Annotated in this window: 8 protein-coding genes and 1 tRNA gene; 1 reads left to right on the top strand and 8 read right to left on the bottom strand. The window is 39.2% G+C overall.

Annotated elements, in window-relative coordinates; genetic code table 11:
* Nucleotides 1-64 precede the first annotated feature (64 nt).
* Together AB4865_RS01505 and dprA are read right to left on the bottom strand one after the other, a co-directional pair.
* Nucleotides 65-144, bottom strand: a tRNA-Leu gene (locus AB4865_RS01505).
* A 132-nt stretch (nucleotides 145-276) separates the two neighbouring features.
* Nucleotides 277-1,392: a DNA-processing protein DprA gene (gene dprA, locus AB4865_RS01510; RefSeq protein ID WP_372473975.1), complete on the bottom strand. Its 1,116-nt coding sequence runs from the start codon at nucleotides 1,390-1,392 to the stop codon at nucleotides 277-279.
* A 120-nt stretch (nucleotides 1,393-1,512) separates the two neighbouring features.
* On the opposite strand from dprA, the gene AB4865_RS01515 reads away from it, so the two are divergent.
* Complete coding sequence (locus AB4865_RS01515; protein ID WP_372473976.1) at nucleotides 1,513-2,463, top strand: SPOR domain-containing protein; 951 nt, start codon at nucleotides 1,513-1,515, stop codon at nucleotides 2,461-2,463.
* A 70-nt stretch (nucleotides 2,464-2,533) separates the two neighbouring features.
* Here AB4865_RS01515 and AB4865_RS01520 read toward each other — a convergent pair whose 3' ends face one another.
* From AB4865_RS01520 to AB4865_RS01545, 6 genes are all read right to left on the bottom strand, one after another.
* A complete protein-coding gene (locus AB4865_RS01520) occupies nucleotides 2,534-4,807 on the bottom strand; it encodes an NADP-dependent malic enzyme (RefSeq protein WP_372473977.1) in 2,274 nt (757 codons plus the stop codon).
* 156 nt (nucleotides 4,808-4,963) lie between these two features.
* On the bottom strand, nucleotides 4,964-5,869 hold the full coding sequence (locus tag AB4865_RS01525) for an OmpA family protein (protein ID WP_372473978.1): 906 nt from the start codon (nucleotides 5,867-5,869) through the stop codon (nucleotides 4,964-4,966).
* Complete coding sequence (locus AB4865_RS01530; RefSeq protein ID WP_372473979.1) at nucleotides 5,842-6,930, bottom strand: hypothetical protein; 1,089 nt, start codon at nucleotides 6,928-6,930, stop codon at nucleotides 5,842-5,844. The genes AB4865_RS01525 and AB4865_RS01530 overlap by 28 nt, the downstream gene beginning before the upstream one ends.
* A gap of 12 nt (nucleotides 6,931-6,942) precedes the next feature.
* A complete protein-coding gene (locus AB4865_RS01535) occupies nucleotides 6,943-7,875 on the bottom strand; it encodes a type IX secretion system membrane protein PorP/SprF (RefSeq protein WP_372473980.1) in 933 nt (310 codons plus the stop codon).
* A 16-nt stretch (nucleotides 7,876-7,891) separates the two neighbouring features.
* Complete coding sequence (locus AB4865_RS01540) at nucleotides 7,892-19,495, bottom strand: Ig-like domain-containing protein (protein WP_372473981.1); 11,604 nt, start codon at nucleotides 19,493-19,495, stop codon at nucleotides 7,892-7,894.
* On the bottom strand, nucleotides 19,492-20,232 hold the full coding sequence (locus AB4865_RS01545; RefSeq protein ID WP_372473982.1) for a hypothetical protein: 741 nt from the start codon (nucleotides 20,230-20,232) through the stop codon (nucleotides 19,492-19,494). The genes AB4865_RS01540 and AB4865_RS01545 overlap by 4 nt, the downstream gene beginning before the upstream one ends.
* Nucleotides 20,233-20,323 lie beyond the last annotated feature (91 nt).

Genomic DNA, 20,323 nt, shown 5'->3' on the forward strand with positions numbered 1-20,323 from the left:
GCACATTGCAAAGGCTTTTTTTTATTTCAGCAATAAAAAAACCTCGACATCTGTCGAGGTTTAGTACCCGGAGTGGGAATCGAACCCACACTCCTAGGAACACGAGTTTGAGTCGTGCGCGTCTACCAATTCCGCCATCCGGGCGTTGTTCTGAGTGTTTGTTGTTTCAAACTTTCGAGTGCAAATATACAACCCTTTTTCAAACTTGCAAACATTTCTGCAAGTTTTTTTTTATTTTTTTTCAATTATTTTTTACAACTACTGAATATCTGACAATTACAAACTAAATATTTTTCCAGGCAATGCATGAATATCTCCATTCAACTCCATCATCATCAATAAATGATTGAGTTTTGACATCGGAAAAGTGGTTTTTCTCGACAATTCGTCGATGTGATGAGTGTCTTCTTGGAGCAATTCTACGATTTTTCTTTCGTCTTCTGTAAACTTTGACAAATCTAATGTCTTTTTTTCTACTTCTTTTTTCTTTGCTACCGTTTGTTTGTCCCAGTTCAAATCTGAAATCACATCTTTTACCGAAAGCACCAGCTGAGCTCGTTGGGTTTGTATCAACCACATAGCTCCTTCGTTGAGTGCATCTCCTATTCTTCCTGGTACGGCATATACCTCTCTCGAATAACCCACTGCATACAACGCCGTACTCAATGCACCACCTTTTGTTGCACTTTGCACGACAATAACGCCATCTGACAATCCTGCAATGATGCGATTTCGACGAATAAACAACTCTGGAACACTTTTCATCCAGGTAGGATATTCTGTGAGTATCACTCCATTGTTTTGTATCAAATAATCTACATATTTGATATGTTGCTTAGGATAAATAGTCGAAAAACTAGTTCCCATTACTGCCACCGTAGGACAATCATTTTCTACGGCATACAAATGTGCCTGTATGTCTATCCCAAAAGCAAAACCGCTGACAATCGTAGGGCGATGGTCTTTCAACTGTAATACAAATTCTTTGGTGACGTTTAGCCCATAAGCACTTGCTTTGCGAGTACCCACGATACCTATGCATGAATTTTCTACCAATTCGATGTTTCCTTTGTAAAATAATACAATTGGAGCGTCTTCGCACAACTTCAATTTTGATGGATAGTTTTCATTTTTTATTCCTACATACAAAATTGATTGTTCTTGCATAAACTGCATTTCTTTAAAAATAACCGTTTCGTCTTCTTCGGACAAATGTGTAATTTTTTTTATTAAGGAAACCTGATTGCCAAAAAATTCTTTTATTTTTTCACATGCATCACTCTCGAAAATTTGCTCAACCGAATCAAAATGATTCAACAGCAATCTCGCCGACCTCACCCCTATCCCTTTGATTTTTAACAATCTTAAATATGAAAACAATTCTTTATTCATAGTCAAAAGATTTTGATTACTCAAATATAAACATTTTTCAACATAAATCCCTGACTAAAATTGTTGATAACATTTGTTAATATTTTTTTTCATAAGATATTGTTTTATTAATTTTGCAGTATGAAAATAGGACAATACATATCAGAATTACTATACAGACATCAATGTGTGATTGTGCCAAATTTGGGTGCCTTTATCACTGAGAAAACGTCTGCAAAAATAAACGACCTTACCGGTATTATCATTCCGCCTAAGAAAAACATTATTTTCAATTCACTGCTTACTCAAAACGATGGTCTTTTGGTCAATCATATAGCGATTGCCCTTTCGATTTCTTTTGAAGAAGCTTTGACTTTGGTTGAAAACGAAATCAAAAACTGGCATCAATCACTCAACGAACGTCAAACGATTTACCTAAAAAACATAGGTGAATTGACTTTGAACGAAGCTCAAAAAATTTCTTTCGAACCTATAGGAGCTACCAATTATTTGACTTCGTCTTTTGGATTGTCGCCTATCATTGCAAAACCTATTTCGCAAGTTCAAAATACGACACCATCTCGTGTTCCAAAACCAAGTTTGGAAAAATCAAAATCGTTTAAAATGCCTAAATGGATGGGCTATGCAGCCGCATCTGTTATAGGATTGACCGTTTTAGGCTCTGTATGGAAATATCATATGGATTACAGCGAATATTTGACCCAATCATTGGAAATAGAAAAAGAAGTTCAAAAAGGTGTTGAAAAAGAAATACAACAAGCTACTTTTTATATTGAAGTTCCGAAAATCATCGAAAAAACTCAAGAAAAGATAGAAGAAATCACTGTTCAAAAAAACGAAAAAGCCTACCATGTAGTTGCAGGTGCTTTTAGAACAGAAGCTCGATCGTCTATTTTGGTCGATGAATTAAAAAATAAAGGCTATGAAAACGCTCGCTTTATACAAAAAGAAGGTTCGGCTATGAAAAACGTTATTTACAATAGTTTTTTGACTTACCAAGAGGCTCAAGTATTTTTGCAAGAAGTGATTAAAAACGAAAATCCAAATGCATGGATATTAGTTGTGAACTAATCTAATGCTATTTTTCTTATATTTTCTCATTAAAAGGAGAGGTTGCCCATTTTGGACAACCTCTCTTTTTTTATAATTTATTTAAATCCTGTGCGTTTACCACAGCTACCGCCGTCATATTGACTATTTCTTCTACAGTAGCTCCCATTTGTACCACATGTACTGCATGATTCAAGCCCATAATCATCGGACCAATAGATGTAACCCCATTGAGTTCTTTCAACATTTTATAGGTAACATTGGCAGTATCCAGATTAGGGAAAATCAAGGTGTTTACCTTTTTATTTACCAATTTAGAAAAAGGAAATTTCTCTTTCAACAATTCTTGATTCAAGGCAAAGTCCACTTGAATTTCTCCATCTACTACAATATCTGGAAAGTTTTGATGTAAATATTTTACAGCATTCGCCACTTTTCTTGGAGATTCTTGTTTTGCAGAACCGTAATTTGCATACGAAATCATTGCCATAACAGGTTGCATTCCAAACATTTTTACTGTTTTATGTGTCATCAATGCGATTTTTGCCAACTCATCTGCCGTTGGATTTGGGTTGATAGAAGTATCTGACAAAAAGATAGTTCCTCGTTTAGTAAGCATCAAATTGGTTGCCGCTACTTTGTCCACCCCTTGCATACGAGGAAATAGTTCCAACACAGGTTTCAGCGAGCTTGCATAACTTTTTGAATATCCTGACAACATAGCATCTGCTTCGCCTTCTAAAACCAACATCGACGCAAAATATATACGATCTCTCATCAACTTTTGAGCGTCGAGTAAGGTTACACCTCTTCGCTGTCTGTTTTGCCAATATTTCAAGGCAAATTCATCTCTTCGTTGAGCTTCTTCTTTGGTTTTAGGGTCGATTATAGTTACTTCGGCATCAAAACCTATTTCTTGTTTCAATTCTAAAATAATTTCTTTATTTCCTAACAAAATAGGTTGCGCAATACCTTCGTCAAAAGCGATTTGTGCTGCTTTCAATACATTCAATTGATCTGCATCGGTATAAACCACTTTTTTCGGGTTGGTTTTGGCTCTATTCATCAATAGGCGAACCAATTTGTTGTCGTTACCCATTCGCTCTTGCAAACTTTCTTTGTATTTGTCCCAATCGGTAATAGGGTCTGTAGCAACTCCCGATTCCATAGCTGCTTTAGCAACTGCGGGTGGTACTTCGGAAATCAATCGTGGGTCGAATGGTTTAGGTAAAATATAATCTCTACCAAAAACCAATTTTCTTTCTCCATAAGCAATGTTTACCTGTTCTGGCACGCTTTCTTTTGCCAATTGAGCCAAGGCATACACAGCAGCCAATTTCATTTCCTCGTTGATTTTGGTAGCTTTTACATCCAATGCTCCCCTAAAGATAAATGGGAATCCCAACACATTGTTTACTTGGTTTGGAAAGTCTGAGCGTCCTGTCGCCATAATGATATCCTTACGAGTGTTTATCGCTAATTGATAGTCGATCTCTGGAGTAGGATTTGCCATTGCAAAAACGATAGGATTTTCGTTCATCGTCAATAACATTTCTGGCGTAACGACATTTCCTTTTGACAATCCGATAAAGACATCAGAACCTTTCATTGCTTGTTCGAGTGTATGAAAATCTTTATCAGTTGCAAATTCTGCTTTTTGTTCCGTAAGATTTGGACTGTCTTTGCGGATAACTCCTTTGCTATCACACATTACGATATTTTTTGGATCGGCACCTAATGATAAATACAAACGCGTACACGAAATAGCCGCAGCTCCTGCTCCGTTTACCACGATTTTTACTTCACGAATATCTTTCCCAGCCAGTTCCAAAGCATTAAGAAGTCCTGCTGCCGAAATGATGGCTGTACCGTGCTGATCGTCATGCATTACAGGAATATCGAGTTCTTCTTTCAAGCGTCTTTCAATCTCAAAAGCTTCAGGTGCCTTGATGTCTTCTAAATTTATCCCTCCAAATGTAGGAGCAATGGCTTTGACTGTTTCTACAAATTTATCAATATCGGTAGCATCTACTTCAATATCAAACACATCAATGTCGGCAAAAATTTTGAACAACAGCCCTTTTCCTTCCATTACAGGTTTTGAGGCTTCGGGACCGATATCTCCCAATCCTAAAACGGCTGTACCGTTGGAAATCACAGCTACTAAATTTCCTTTGGCTGTGTATTTATATACATTGTTTTTGTCTTTTTCAATTTCTAAACAAGGTTCTGCCACCCCAGGAGAATATGCCAGGGACAAATCTCTTTGCGAATTGTATGCTTTGGTAGGAACAATCGCAATTTTTCCAGGTTGAGGCTTTGCGTGATACAACAATGCTTCTCTTCTCTTTGAATCTTTGTGCATAGTTTTCGTTTTTATTAATGTAGGAAGCAAAAATACGAATATTGCTATGGTAAATAGGTGTTTTTAGAAAAAAATTAAGAGTATAAAATAGAGTTTTCCTATCAAAAAAACCCCCTCGTATGAGGGGGTTTTTCTTTATCACATATTGTATGATGATTACATACTAATGATGATGAACTCTGATCTACGGTTTGCTTGGTGTTCTTCTTCCGTACATGGTACACCGTCCGAACATCTGTTAGTCAACTCGTATTCTCCATATCCTTTGGCTGTCAAACGTGATGGAGCAATCCCTTTGCTAATCAACCACTCTCGTGTCGATTTCGCTCTTCGGTCTGATAATCGCTCGTTGTATTTAAACGAAGCTCTACTATCCGTATGCGAACGGATATCGATAACCATCGTCGGATATTCCTCCATTACTGCCAATACTTTTGCCAACTCTAACGCTGCGTCAGGACGAATAAAGTGCTTGTCTAAGTCAAAGTATATCGGATTTAAGTTCAACACCTTAAACAAATCGTCCCCTTCCTTGAACGGTATCTTTACTGGCTCTAACTCGATCACTACCTTCGTCTCGCCGCTCTTTGCTGGTAAATACGCTACTGTCTCTGCAGCATTGTAACCCGCTTTCTCTGCTTTTACTCGGTAGCTCTCTTTACACCCAAAGTCCTTCTCAAATCTATACGCACCATAGTTGTAAGTCGCTCCTCTCTTTTCTACATTGTAAACCAAATCGTACAATGTCAATGAAGCATCCTTGATCTCTTCTTTGGTATTTCTATCTACTACCACTACAGTCAAGTTTTGTAAACAATCTAATTGTAATGGGCGTACTTCTAAGAAACTATAAATGTCATCATTCCCTTTTCCTCCCTCGCGGTTAGATGACACAAATCCTTGTTTGGTTTGATAATCGATGTAATAAGCAAAATCATCTGCGTTGGTGTTGATCGGTGCTCCTAAGTTTTGAACCTCTCCAAAGCTTCTGTCTGCATACGTTTTTACGCCAAATACATCCAATCCTCCCAAACCTACACGACCGTCTGTTGAAAAGTACAACTCGTCATTGCTGGTGATAAATGGAAAGGTATCTCTAAACTCTGTATTGATCGCCGGCCTAAATTCTCAGGCCCTCCAAACGTTCCATTGTCGTGAATCGATACTCTCCACAAATCCGATCCTCCATATCCTCCTGGACGATCCGAAGCAAAGTACAACAACTTCTCATCATTGCTCAACGCTGGGTGTGCCGTGTTGAATTCGTTGCTGTTGAATGGCAATTCCTCAACTTCTTTCCATTGTCCGTCCACCAATTTTGCTCGGTAAATTTTCAACAATGTACTCTTCTCTCCGTCGTATTTTCTAACGCCATCAATGATATTGTTGCGTGTAAAATACATCGTTTGTCCGTCTTTGGTAATTACTCCTGTTGACTCGTTTAAGATACTTTTTACCTCTCCCTTGATGCGTTTTACTGCTGGCTTGTTGTCATTTCTTGTCTCCAAGTCGTGACGATACAAACTTGTAAAGGTCGCATCTGTCCACGTATGTACTTTCTTTGATAAACTTCCTGTATCACGTGCACTGGTAAAGTACAACTGATTGTCATAAACATAACTTCCGTAGTCTGCATAAGGCGTATTGATTGACAAGTTTTCCAATCCTTGGTAACGGTTTGAGTTGGCTTTGATTTGATCTCGCAACTCTCGCTCCGATGCTCTGAATTTGGCTACTTGCTTCTCACTCCCTACTTTTTGTACAAAGATATCGTAGTATTTCTTTGACAAAGCATTCTCTCCTATATGCTCCAAGGTTTGTGCATAGCGGTAGTAATACTCCTCTGAAATCCCTTCTGATCCGTACTCTGCAAACAACTGACCATAGTATTTATTTGCTTCGGCATACAAAGCATTAAAATAATATGAATTCCCTAATTTCTCCAAAAGATCTTGACTCGAGTAACCTCTCTTCAATACTTTCTCGTAAATCTTTGCCGACTCAATGTATGCCCATCGGTCATACTCTTTGTTCGACTTCTTTAATCCTGACTGAGCGTTTCCTTCTACGCTTCCTATCAAAAATAAGCTCGCTAAGGATAGTACTATTTTCTTTCTGTCCATAATCTGTATTTTTTAGAAGAAACGTGGCGAATTTACGCGACGATACTTTTTAAACAATTCATATCGCAAGAACACCTCATGTGAGCCGCTGTTGTAGGTATGCAATTTCGTCGTCTCCGAGTCATACGCATATCCTATAAACAACTCGTCTGTCAAATGAAAACCTGCTAATGCACTCCAGGCTGCACTCCATCTGTAACCCGCTCCTAATACCAACTTGTCGTGGATCAAGAAATTTCCTGTTACATCGGCTTGCAACGGTGCTCCTTCTACTGCTTTTAACAAAAAGGCAGGCTTGAATTTCAACATCGGGTTTACTTCAAAAACATGCCCTCCCGTTAGGAAAAAGTGCATGCGTTGGTTCATCGAACTATAAACCCCTTCGTCAAATCGATTGTTCTCCAAAAAGTTCGGAACTGACAATCCTAAATACGTATTGTCGTTGTGCCAGTAAACTCCGGCTCCGATATTTGGTGTAAATTGATTCTCAATATTTGCTGCCAAATACGGATCGTTTGGATGTGCTGCTTTCAAACGGCTATATTCTACGTTTAAAAAGTTCGCTGTTCCTTTGATACCAAAACTCAATTTACTTCCTCTTTGGTTTAAATCCACAGTATATGAAACATCGATACTAGCTGTGTTTTCCTCTGTAACCCCCAAACGGTCATTTACAAAACTCAAGCCAATACCCAATTTTGACCCCTCTATCGGAGTGTGAATTGAAAATGCATTGGTTGTAGGGGCACCATCCAATCCTACCCATTGGGTACGATGTAACCCAAATACACTCAACACGCCTCTATTTCCCGCATATGCTGGGTTGATATTTACCGTGTTGTACATGTAATTTGTGTATTGAGGATCTTGTTGGGAGTGTGCTTGTGCACACCCCAACAAGATTACTCCCAATAGCATCTTGTTTATTTTACTTGATACTTTCATTATAATCTAGCTATTATTATTTGGTTTCTAAGTGGATGAATCCTGCTTGGTCTATGTTATAAACCTCACCGTTACCCAAGTCTAACGCGTATTTAACTACATAGTAGTAAGTACCTGTTGGTAACATTGAGCCTTGTGATATCGTAACTCGTCCGTTTGAGTATCCCTCGAATACATTTCCTTTTGAGTTATAGTTATCTGTCTCATATACCAATACTCCCCATCTGTTGTAGATCTCTACTCGGTTGCCTGGATAACACTCTATACCATCCAATACCAAATAGTCGTTCAATTTGTCTCCATTTGGCGTTACCACATTGGTAATCTCTACTGGACATGACAAGTTGATTGTCTGAGTATAGCTCATAGAGTTTCCACACTCGTCTGTAGCTGTCCATGTACGTAATATCGCGTATTTCGTTACACATTCTCCTGGTACTACTTCGTCGTTGATTGAGTATGTAACATCTCCACAGTTGTCCTTAGCTTCTAATTTCTCAGCTTCTTTCAAATCTTCACATCTGATAAAGATCTCTTTCGCTGGTAAGGTAGAAACAAACTCCGGTGCGGTAGTATCTTGTACTATTACTACCTGTGTATGTACTGCTTGGTTACCACATGCATCAGTAGCTGTCCATGTTCTTCTCAATGTGTAATTGCTTGCACAATTTCCATCTTTACGAACTTCTTCAAACACTACTTCTACATCTGAACAATCTTCTACAGTCAATACTGGAACCGATGGTACTGCATCACACTCTACTGTTACGTCTTGTGGCAATGCTTCTACAAACGTTGGTGCTACTGTATCTACAACTGTAATCTCTTGAGTTACTTGACGCTCGTTTCCACAGCTGTCAACCACTGTCCATGTTCTGTAAATAGATTTACCTGTACAGTTCTCCTTATCTTCAACAACTACATCTTCGTAAGTAATCGTCGATACGTCGATTCTACATGGTGCGTTGTCTGCATCTCCAAATTCTGCCGCATCTGTTGGATAGTCTTCACCACATTCGATGGTTACATCTGCCGGTGCTAAATCTACCACCACATAAGCCACAGCCGACGAACAGTTGCTTACCGGTGCTGTATTCGTACAGATTGTATACGGATACGCATAAACTCCTGCTGCTACCGTAGGATCAATTGTAATGATTCCTGTATCTGGATCCATCGTAATCTTACCTGGTACTGGCGATTCTCCTGGAGTCAATACTACCATTGGTTGTCCTGCTGCTCCAAACTCAATCGCTTCTCCATTTAACAAGTCGTTGTTGTTTACTACATTAATTTCTGTAACCCCTCCTATACGACCGTCAAATGAAATATACCAATCATCTTTCGCTTCAATTGTAAACGGACTCACTGTAATATACACTGTTGCTGTATCACATGCTTGTGGTGTTCCGTTATCACAGATTGTATACTCAAACTGATCTGGTCCTGCAAATCCATTGTTTGGTGTGTATGTAAATGTTCCGTCTGGATTCATTACTACAACTCCATTTGATGGTTGTGTATTTCCTGTTACTGTTTGAGCGTGTCCTTCTGGATCTGTATCGTTAGCCAATACATTTCCTGTGATCACATTATTTTGTGGCCCATTGTACGCATCGTCGTTTGCGATTGTTACATTCACGCCCGCTGGTACATCTTTTACTTCTACTGTTACTGTAGCTGTATCACATGCCTGAGGTGTGCCGTTATCACAAATTTCATATACAAACGAATCTGTTCCTACAAAACCTGCTGAAGGTGTATAAGTAATCGTTCCATTTTGGTTTACTACTACTGTTCCGTTCGTAGGTTGTGTAGTTACCTCAGTTACTGTGAATGTATTTCCTTCTTGATCGAAGTCGTTCGCCTTAACATTTACTGTTACTGCCACATCTTTCGTCGTAACTGCTGTATCATCGTTTGCTACTACTGTGTTTACTCCTGCTACTGGCAATGGCAATACTTCGATTGTTAATGTCGCTGTATCACATGCCGGTACTGGTGTTACATCATCACATACTTTGTACTCGTAAACTACTGTTCCTGTAAAGTTGTTTGCAGGTGTAAAGGTATATGTTCCGTCTACATTGAATACTAAATTGTGTCCTCCTTGTGTTGGTGAAGTCAACAATTCAAAGCTTGACAACTCATCTCCTTGTGGATCTTCGTCGTTTGTTGAAACATTACCGCTTACTGCTGTGTTTACAAATGTATTATTGATGTCATTCTTAGCATCTACTGTGTTTGGACTTACCACAATGTATACTGTTGCTGTATCACATGCTTGTGGTGTTCCGTTATCACATTTAACATACGTAAACTGATCTGGTCCTACAAATCCATTGTTTGGTGTGTATGTAAATGTTCCGTCTGGATTCATTACTACAACTCCATTTGATGGTTGTGTATTTCCTGTTACTGTTTGAGCGTGTCCTTCTGGATCTGTATCATTTGTCAATACATTTCCTGTGATCACATTATTTTGTGGTCCGTTGAACACATCATCGTTAGCGATTGTTACATTCACTCCCGCTGGTACATCTTTTACTTCTACTGTTACTGTAGCTGTATCACATGCCTGAGGTGTGCCGTTATCACAAATTTTATATACAAACGAATCTGTTCCTACAAAACCTGCTGAAGGTGTATAAGTAATCGTTCCATTTTGGTTTACTACTACTGTTCCGTTCGTAGGTTGTGTAGTTACCTCAGTTACTGTGAATGTATTTCCTTCTTGATCGAAGTCGTTTGCCTTAACATTTACTGTTACTGCTACATCTTTCGTCGTAACTGCTGTATCATCGTTTGCTACTACTGTGTTTACTCCTGCTACTGGCAACGGCAATACTTCGATTGTTAATGTCGCTGTATCACATGCCGGTACTGGTGTTACATCATCACATACTTTGTACTCGTAAACTACTGTTCCTGTAAAGTTGTTTGCAGGTGTAAAGGTATATGTTCCGTCTACATTGAATACTAAATTGTGTCCTCCTTGTGTTGGTGAAGTCAACAATTCAAAGCTTGACAACTCATCTCCTTGTGGATCTTCGTCGTTTGTTGAAACATTACCGCTTACTGCTGTGTTTACAAATGTATTATTGATGTCATTCTTAGCATCTACTGTGTTTGGACTTACCACAATGTATACTGTTGCTGTATCACATGCTTGTGGTGTTCCGTTATCACATTTAACATACGTAAACTGATCTGGTCCTACAAATCCATTGTTTGGTGTGTATGTAAATGTTCCGTCTGGATTCATTACTACAACTCCATTTGATGGTTGTGTATTTCCTGTTACTGTTTGAGCGTGTCCTTCTGGATCTGTATCGTTTGTCAATACATTTCCTGTTATCACATTATTTTGTGGTCCGTTGAACACATCATCGTTAGCGATTGTTACATTCACTCCCGCTGGTACATCTTTTACTTCTACTGTTACTGTAGCTGTATCACATGCTTGTGGTGTTCCGTTATCACAAATTTCATATACAAACGAATCTGTTCCTACAAAACCTGCTGAAGGTGTATAAGTAATCGTTCCATTTTGGTTTACTACTACTGTTCCGTTCGTAGGTTGTGTAGTTACCTCAGTTACTGTGAATGTATTTCCTTCTTGATCGAAGTCGTTTGCCTTAACATTTACTGTTACTGCTACATCTTTCGTCGTAACTGCTGTATCATCGTTTGCTACTACTGTGTTTACTCCTGCTACTGGCAATGGCAATACTTCGATTGTTAATGTCGCTGTATCACATGCCGGTACTGTTGCATTATCACATACTTTATATTCGTAAACTACTGTTCCTGTAAAGTTGTTTGCAGGTGTAAAGGTATATGTTCCGTCTACATCGAATACTAAATTGTGTCCTCCTTGTGTTGATGAAGTCAACAATTCAAAGCTTGACAACTCATCTCCTTGTGGATCTTCGTCGTTTGTTGAAACATTACCGCTTACTGCTGTGTTTACAAATGTATTATTGATGTCATTCTTAGCATCTACTGTGTTTGGTGCTACTGGCACAGTTACAGTTGCTGTATCACAAATACTCGTACTTGGTACACAGATTTTATAGGTTATCGTATAGTTACCTGCTGGTGTTCCTGCTGGTACACTTACCTCTCCTGTTGATGGATCTAATGTAGGTACTGATCCTCCATTGATTGGCGTCGCTTCTGTTACTACTGTAAGCGTTACCTCTGATGGATTGGTAATTGATCCTCCGTTTTTAGTATCGTTAGTCAATACATTAATAACGTTCGTTGCTCCATTTCCACTATGTACCGGTGTAGGTACTACATCGTCTTGAGCATCTATTGTATTTACCAATACTGTTACAGTTGCTGTATCACAGTTTGATGGATTTAACTGCTCACAGATTTTATAATCTATAGTATAAGTTCCTGCTGGTGTTCCTGCTGGTACGCTTACCTCTCCTGTTGATGGATTCAACTCTGGAACGCTAGCTCCTGATGTAGCTGGCGTAGCTCCTGTTACCACCGTGATAGCTACCTTATCTATAGTCGCCGTTGCTCCATTCAAAGTATCGTTGGTCAATACATTTCCTAATGTAGCTCCGTTTGCTCCATTTACTGGTGTACTTGTATAATCGTCGTTTACAGCGTTGATCTCTGCCGCTTTTACTGGTACAGTTACTGTTGCTGTATCACAAATACTCGTACTTGGTACACAGATTTTATAGGTTATCGTATAGTTACCTGCTGGTGTTCCTGCTGGTACACTTACCTCTCCTGTTGATGGATCTAATGTAGGTACTGATCCTCCATTGATTGGCGTCGCTTCTGTTACTACTGTAAGCGTTACCTCTGATGGATCAGTAATTGAACCTCCGTCTTTCGTATCATTGGTCAATACATTCACAACATTCGTTGCTCCATCTGCTCCGTTTACCGGTGTAGGTACTACATCGTCTTGAGCATCTATTGTATTTACCAATACTGTTACAGTTGCTGTATCACAGTTTGATGGATTCAACTGCTCACAAATTTTATAATCTATAGTATAAGTTCCTGCTGGTGTTCCTGCTGGTACGCTTACCTCTCCTGTTGATGGATTCAACTCTGGAACGCTAGCTCCTGATGTAGCTGGCGTAGCTCCTGTTACCACCGTAATAGCTACCTTATCTATAGTCGCCGTTGCTCCATTCAAAGTATCGTTGGTCAATACATTTCCTAATGTAGCTCCGTTTACTCCATTTACTGGTGTACTTGTATAATCGTCGTTTACAGCGTTGATCTCTGCCGCTCTTACTGGCACAGTTACAGTTGCTGTATCACAAATACTCGTACTTGGTACACAGATTTTATAGGTTATCGTATAGTTACCTGCTGGTGTTCCTGCTGGTACACTTACCTCTCCTGTTGATGGATTTAACGTAGGTACTGGTCCTCCATTGATTGGTGTCGCTTCTGTTACTACTGTAAGCGTTACCTCTGATGGATCGGCAATTGAACCTCCGTCTTTCGTATCATTGGTCAATACATTCACAACATTCGTTGCTCCATCTGCTCCGTTTACCGGTGTAGGTACTACATCGTCTTGAGCATCTATTGTATTTACCAATACTGTTACAGTTGCTGTATCACAGTTTGATGGATTCAACTGCTCACAAATTTTATAATCTATAGTATAAGTTCCTGCTGGTGTTCCTGCTGGTACGCTTACCTCTCCTGTTGATGGATTCAACTCTGGAACGCTAGCTCCTGATGTAGCTGGCGTAGCTCCTGTTACCACCGTGATAGCTACCTTATCTATAGTCGCCGTTGCTCCATTCAAAGTATCGTTGGTCAATACATTTCCTAATGTAGCTCCGTTTGCTCCATTTACTGGTGTACTTGTATAATCGTCGTTTACAGCGTTGATCTCTGCCGCTTTTACTGGTACAGTTACTGTTGCTGTATCACAAATACTCGTACTTGGTACACAGATTTTATAGGTTATCGTATAGTTACCTGCTGGTGTTCCTGCTGGTACACTTACCTCTCCTGTTGATGGATCTAATGTAGGTACTGATCCTCCATTGATTGGCGTCGCTTCTGTTACTACTGTAAGCGTTACCTCTGATGGATCAGTAATTGAACCTCCGTCTTTCGTATCATTGGTCAATACATTCACAACATTCGTTGCTCCATCTGCTCCGTTTACCGGTGTAGGTACTACATCGTCTTGAGCATCTATTGTATTTACCAATACTGTTACAGTTGCTGTATCACAGTTTGATGGATTCAACTGCTCACAAATTTTATAATCTATAGTATAAGTTCCTGCTGGTGTTCCTGCTGGTACGCTTACCTCTCCTGTTGATGGATTCAACTCTGGAACGCTAGCTCCTGATGTAGCTGGCGTAGCTCCTGTTACCACCGTGATAGCTACCTTATCTATAGTCGCCGTTGCTCCATTCAAAGTATCGTTGGTCAATACATTTCCTAATGTAGCTCCGTTTGCTCCATTTACTGGTGTACTTGTATAATCGTCGTTTACAGCGTTGATCTCTGCCGCTCTTACTGGCACAGTTACAGTTGCTGTATCACAAATACTCGTACTTGGTACACAGATTTTATAGGTTATCGTATAGTTACCTGCTGGTGTTCCTGCTGGTACCGATACTTCTCCTGTTGTAGGATTCAATGAAGGTACAGAACCTCCGTTGATAGGTGTCGCTTCTGTTACTACTGTAAGCGTTACTTCTGATGGATTAGTAATTGGTGTTCCATTCTTCGTATCGTTTGTCAATACATTTACAACACCTGTTGCTCCATTGGCTCCGTTTACTGGATTCTGAACAATATCATCTTCTGCATTGATACTTCCTGTAGATTTTATTTCTACCGTATCAAAAGCTGTACAAGGCATTGCATTTGTTACAGTCCATTTCAATTCTGCAGTAGCCCCTACTGGAATCGTTACTTGCGTATTGTATAAAGTAGCATCTGCAATCTGTACCTCCGTAGTTGCTAAAGTTCCTCCATTTACATCCGTTACACTTACTACCGACCACTGACCGTTTTCGCCTGCTGCTGGTTGATTTGCCGCCATTGTAAACGAAGTAACTGTAGAAGCTTGGTCTACTCCTGCATTGGCTACTACTGTTTTTACATCAGCCGTTACCTGTGCTCTTTGTGACTCACATCCGTTAAACGTTTCTGCTACATAATAAACTGTTCCATTTGTCAAAGCAGTTGTTGCTACCAATGGTGTAGTATCTGTAGTATTTGCATACCAATTAAGAGTCGCTCCTACTTGATTTGCTGTTGCTGTCAAATCTGCCACTGTAGCTCCTGAACAGAATGTCTGTGTAGCATCTGCTACTGGTGCTACTGGTCTCACGATATTTACCGTAATAGCTTTCTTCTCAGATTCACAACCGTCTATTGTTTGAGTAGCATAATAAGTACCTGAAACAAGTGGTGTTGTACCTGTTACCTCTTGTCCTTGTGCATTATACCATTTTATAGCTGTTCCTGTAGCCTGCAATTGTGCTACTGTAGCCGAACAGTTGAATGTTTGTGTAGTTTGTGCTACTGGTTGAGCTGTTGTTTTAAGGCTAATAGTTATCGCTTTTCTTTCAGACTCACAACCCAATAAAGCGTCTTTCCAAGCTGCATAGTATTTTATTGCTTGCAAAGGTGTATTTTCATCCAAAGCAGTTCCTCCTGTAGGAGAAGTATACCATTTTACGATTCTGTTGGTATTCAACAAAGCCGTTAGATCTGAAACTTTTGGATGATCTGTACTACAATATTCTTTTGTTGCTTGCAGATTCATTTCTGGGAATGTAAGAACAAACGGAGTATCTTCTTGCAACACCAAGTGTTTGATAGTACAATTTACTGTTGAAGTACACGAAGAACTTGGTATTTGGAATTCAGAATACACCGAATAACCCAGACCTTTCAAATCAACACATTCTATCTGATTGTTTACATGATCGTAAGTTAAACCTGCTTCTTGAATAAGCAACGATTGTCCTTGTATAAGATCTCCTATAAATTTATACACATAAGTATTCGATCCTTGATCATGTGATTCGTACTGAACCTTATCAGCATTTGCCCCTGTAAAAACCGTTTGAGGCGTATCAAACGACCAACCTGTAGGCAATTTGATTGCAATTCTATAAGCACTTGTCAATGGATAATAAACTGCGTTTTGCACTGTATTAGTAAATTGGAAAGTATATTTTCCTTTAACTTGGCCACCTACGGTTTCTGCATAAAGAACTTTTGCTACCTCTTGATTTACTTGTAAAATAGGTTCGTCCGAAGGTGCTCCTTCGATTACCACACGATTGCTAATAGCTCCTGTAATGGCAACTATATCACTACCGCAATAGTTTTTACCTTTTGGATAGAATCCGATTCTTTGTCCTGAACGGAACGAACAATCGTCTTTCAATGACAAAGAAACTTTCACTCGTACCTTTTGTGCTGAATTTAGCTGAACAGTAGCTGGTAAAGTAATCAATATATCCGAAGCTGTAACAGCTACATTTGCATCTGAAATCTGTTGATCTGAAGTTTGTACTCCTGTAGAAAACACTGCTGAATGATAAGCAGATCCAGCAACAAAGTCTAATCCTTCGGCATTTCCTAAAGGAATTCGTACTTTGATATCTTTTGCTAAACCTTGTCCTGAGTTGTTTATTTCTACCTCAAAAGTCAATTGATCACAAAGTTTTGCTCTATTTGCAGCATCGGGTTGCATAACAAAAGACGTTTGCAAACCAGCCGTAGTTTTTGTAAAAGTTACCGGTATTTTCACTGCTTTACACGCTGTTTCAGAAACTGCAGTAGGGTATTCTTCACAAGTATTTCCTACAATTATATTTGCATTTCCGTCTTCACATTGTGTATTGGTTGCTTTTACCAAATAGTACTTGTTTACATTGGTACCAATATCTCCTATTTGATACACTCCATTTACTTTTGTCAACTCAGCACCTATAGTAGCTGATCCTACTGTTGGTCCGTTTATCTCTTGTACCGAAGTAATATTCAAGTCTTGAGAACCTAACCAAACTTTGTTGAAAGTGTGGAATTGCGAAACATTTTGTATGCGTACCACCCATTTCAACTCTTCTGTATTTGATACAGCATCAGCATCTACAACATTACTTGTAAATTTATCCACATCCAACAAATACTTAATCTTCACCTCTTTATTGGTGATTTGATCCTCTACTTCGTAATATGCCTTATTACCAAAATTCGTTTCTGTAGCTGTACCCGACCAAATAAGATTTAATTTAATTTCTTCTTCTGGTTGACTATTACAATTTTTGCGAATCTCAGGAACCAAATACATAGAGACCCCTTCATCTATATTGAGCGAAGGCACATTGAACTTTTCTTTCAATATCTCTTGTAAATCAAAGTCATAATCTTGACCACTCACTGGAGTAGGTAAGGTTACCACCGATTGAGGTAACTGAGCATGAGTAATTGAACTCGTTCCTTGATTTGATACTGCCATACGCATACCTGTCATAGTCAATCCTTCTGGTACCGAAACCCTCAATTTTTTGAACTGTACAAATTGACGGTTTTCGTTGTTAAAGGCTGCATTCATATTCCCATTTCCATTCAATATAATATGAGCTGCAACACCTGGCGAATTGATGGCATTATCTCCAGTACCTCCTGGTTTTCCATTCAGCACACGACAATCAATTAACTTGCTTCCTGCCGATGTATAATTATAAACATTAAAAGTAACACGAGATATTACATACACTCCATTTACTTTTTGTTTTGCTCCACATTGATATTTCTCTCCGTCTTGCTCATGTAAGAAATAAAATTCTGGATTAAACGTACGAGTAGTTGGTACAGTAACATTCATATTTCTTGGCTTGATTACCAACGAAGCTCTCAGCTCGTCATCGGCCAAGAAATGTGTAATTGTACCATTATTTAAACCTAAAGTAGTTGCGTCAAAATCCAAACTCACTTTATTGCCTGTGATCGTCAAAGGTAAATTTTCTACCACATAGGTTTGTCCGCCTCGTTTCAACTCAAACTTACCACTATTTTCCAAAACAATAGTAGAAATATCTGTACTAGACCCTTCTGTCAGATTATCAGGCATATCGAATTCGAAACGACCTTTTTTCCATTCAGTAGTAGGCGAATCTGAACCATAAACAACTTTTCCTTTATGACTGATTTCTACTCTATCTAACACATGGAAAATATTTCCGTTGATATCATCTACTGCTGGATCTACCGTCTGTAAAGGATAAACTGGCTTTCCGCTATCGTCTGGAGTTGGTGATTTATATCCTAAATCCAAACGCATCGCTTTGGCTTCGCCCAACTGAATCCCTCCTTTTTCACAAGTAGTAGAACATCCTGTAGGAATCAGATTGACTGTTGTACAAGGTGACTTGAAAAGATTTGGATTTGAGTCTTCACAACCATAACTTCTCTTTATCTCGGTATGCACCTTGTACCAAGCTTCTTCAGAGCAGGTATAAGTAGTTTTGAATTGGAAAACACCTCCTCGAGCGTCCAACTCTCCGGCATAAGGAATTTTATAACGCCATATTTTTGAGCCATTTGTTCCAGTTTCAGGACCACTCATTGTAGTATTTGCAAACACACCTCCATTAGACTTTGTAAGAAGCATACTACCTGTAGTAATGTCTAAAGATGGTGAGGTTTCTACCACTATTTCAAAATAGTCGCCTGCTTTTGAATTTCCTGGACTATGATAAATATTCGAACGTAATTTTACAGGAATTTCCTGACCATGAACAGCCGAAAACGACGACTCATGTGTCAGACCATAATAATTATTTACGGCTGACTGCGTCGTTCTATTTCCTCCATCATATGTTATAGCTGCCCCACAAGTATTGGCACTTTGATAGGTTGCTACTCTTTGTACGTAACCAAGATTGAATATATTTGGTTTGTTTTCACATGCAACAGTTGACAAATAATTGTTGTTACGCAACTTAAATCTCAAATAATAGATTTTACCAGGCTCTATCGTAGGAATCGTGACAACCATCGATCTAACTTTTCCGTTAGCACCTGTCAAGCTTGCATTTTGTTGCGTATGGTACTCTTTCTGTGCATCAGTCTGAATAGTAGCCCCTGAGAAATTCTCATTTTCAGACAATTCGTACTGATCATAGAAGAAAGTAGAAAAACTTGCATTATCGCCTATCGTCCAAATCGTAAATTTATAATTCAGAGCAGTAGCCTGTCCTTCATTTTCGATTTTAAAAATTCGATAATAATCTGTATCTAAACAATACCTATTAGCAGGTCTTGAACCATTAGCTTCCGACTCTGACCAATTATTATGTATCACCACCTTAGGTCTTACCGTGGTATCGATAGAGTTTTGGACATTTACCTTTGCGTTGTTTTGCCCTTGATAAGTACACTCTTGATACACAGTACCACAACCATAAACAGCCTCATAGCTTTCTGTAAGGTTTTCACAAGAATTGATTTTTACTTTTCTTGTAAAAGACACCTCTTGACCTGGGGCTAAAGATGTTGCACCTTGGGCAGCAAAGGTATATTCATTATTTGAATACGTTACCGTCCAACCTGAAACTGTAGGAGTAGCTGTAGAAATCAATTGTAGGCCGCTCCTAAAGTAGCTTTTACTTTAAAGTTTTTTAAAGTCCCATTTCCAGTGTTTCTTACCTTGATGGTACGCTCGATCTCTGCTCCTACTGGTTTTACAGAAGTAGCAGGAGTAACCGTAGTTTGCAAAACTGCAAAATTTACATTGATTGCCTGACCAAAACCAGACTGATTTTGAGTAGCTCCTCCAGCACAACTATCCAAAAGCAACTGATAGGTCATCTTTGGCTTTTGGTCTGGTGCGACTGATGCGGTTGCAATCGTTTCGCAGTTTGCCTTTGCCTTAAACGACACCTTAAAGTTTTGAGCTCCTACTGTAGAAGTTGCTTGCGGTATGTTTAAAGCAATTGTAAGCTCTTGCCCTGTATATGATTCGTAAGTAGCCGTAGCTCCGATAGTGTTTTGAGAAACACTTACAGAATTTGGCTCATAAACAAACCCTCCTGGCAAGATTACTTTCAGCTTAGCAGACGAACAAGCCGTACCTCCGTTTCGCACTGTAACTGTATAGGTGTCTGGATCTCCACAAGCACTTGGCGTAGGAGAGTTGTCCTCATTTACCAACAAAGTAGGCCACGCTCCATAAGAACCTCCACTGGGTGGTGGCGTTCCTGGGCCGCCTATTGTTCCTCCGTTTTGCCCAAAAGAAAATGCAGACATACAGAAAAAGAGCACTATGGCGTACAACCATCTAAACTGCCTTTTCAAAAATAATTTTTCTTTTTGCATAAAAAAAATTTAGTTAAACAATTAATTAAAATAAAAAGACTCTACTGATTGTCTTTACTTGGGAGCCCCTCACAAGAAAACCTCTTGCCTT

The organism is Capnocytophaga sp. ARDL2, assembly GCF_041530365.1.
GTDB lineage: Bacteria > Bacteroidota > Bacteroidia > Flavobacteriales > Flavobacteriaceae > Flavobacterium.

Bases quoted from the DNA above. Each gene is read 5' to 3' on its own strand.
- AB4865_RS01515 (WP_372473976.1), top strand. From the start codon at position 1,513: ATGAAAATAGGACAATACATATCAGAATTACTATACAGACATCAATGT.
- AB4865_RS01520 (WP_372473977.1), bottom strand. From the start codon at position 4,807: ATGCACAAAGATTCAAAGAGAAGAGAAGCATTGTTGTATCACGCAAAG.
- dprA (WP_372473975.1), bottom strand. From the start codon at position 1,392: ATGAATAAAGAATTGTTTTCATATTTAAGATTGTTAAAAATCAAAGGG.
- AB4865_RS01530 (WP_372473979.1), bottom strand. From the start codon at position 6,930: ATGGACAGAAAGAAAATAGTACTATCCTTAGCGAGCTTATTTTTGATA.
- AB4865_RS01545 (WP_372473982.1), bottom strand. From the start codon at position 20,232: ATGCAAAAAGAAAAATTATTTTTGAAAAGGCAGTTTAGATGGTTGTAC.
- AB4865_RS01535 (WP_372473980.1), bottom strand. From the start codon at position 7,875: ATGAAAGTATCAAGTAAAATAAACAAGATGCTATTGGGAGTAATCTTG.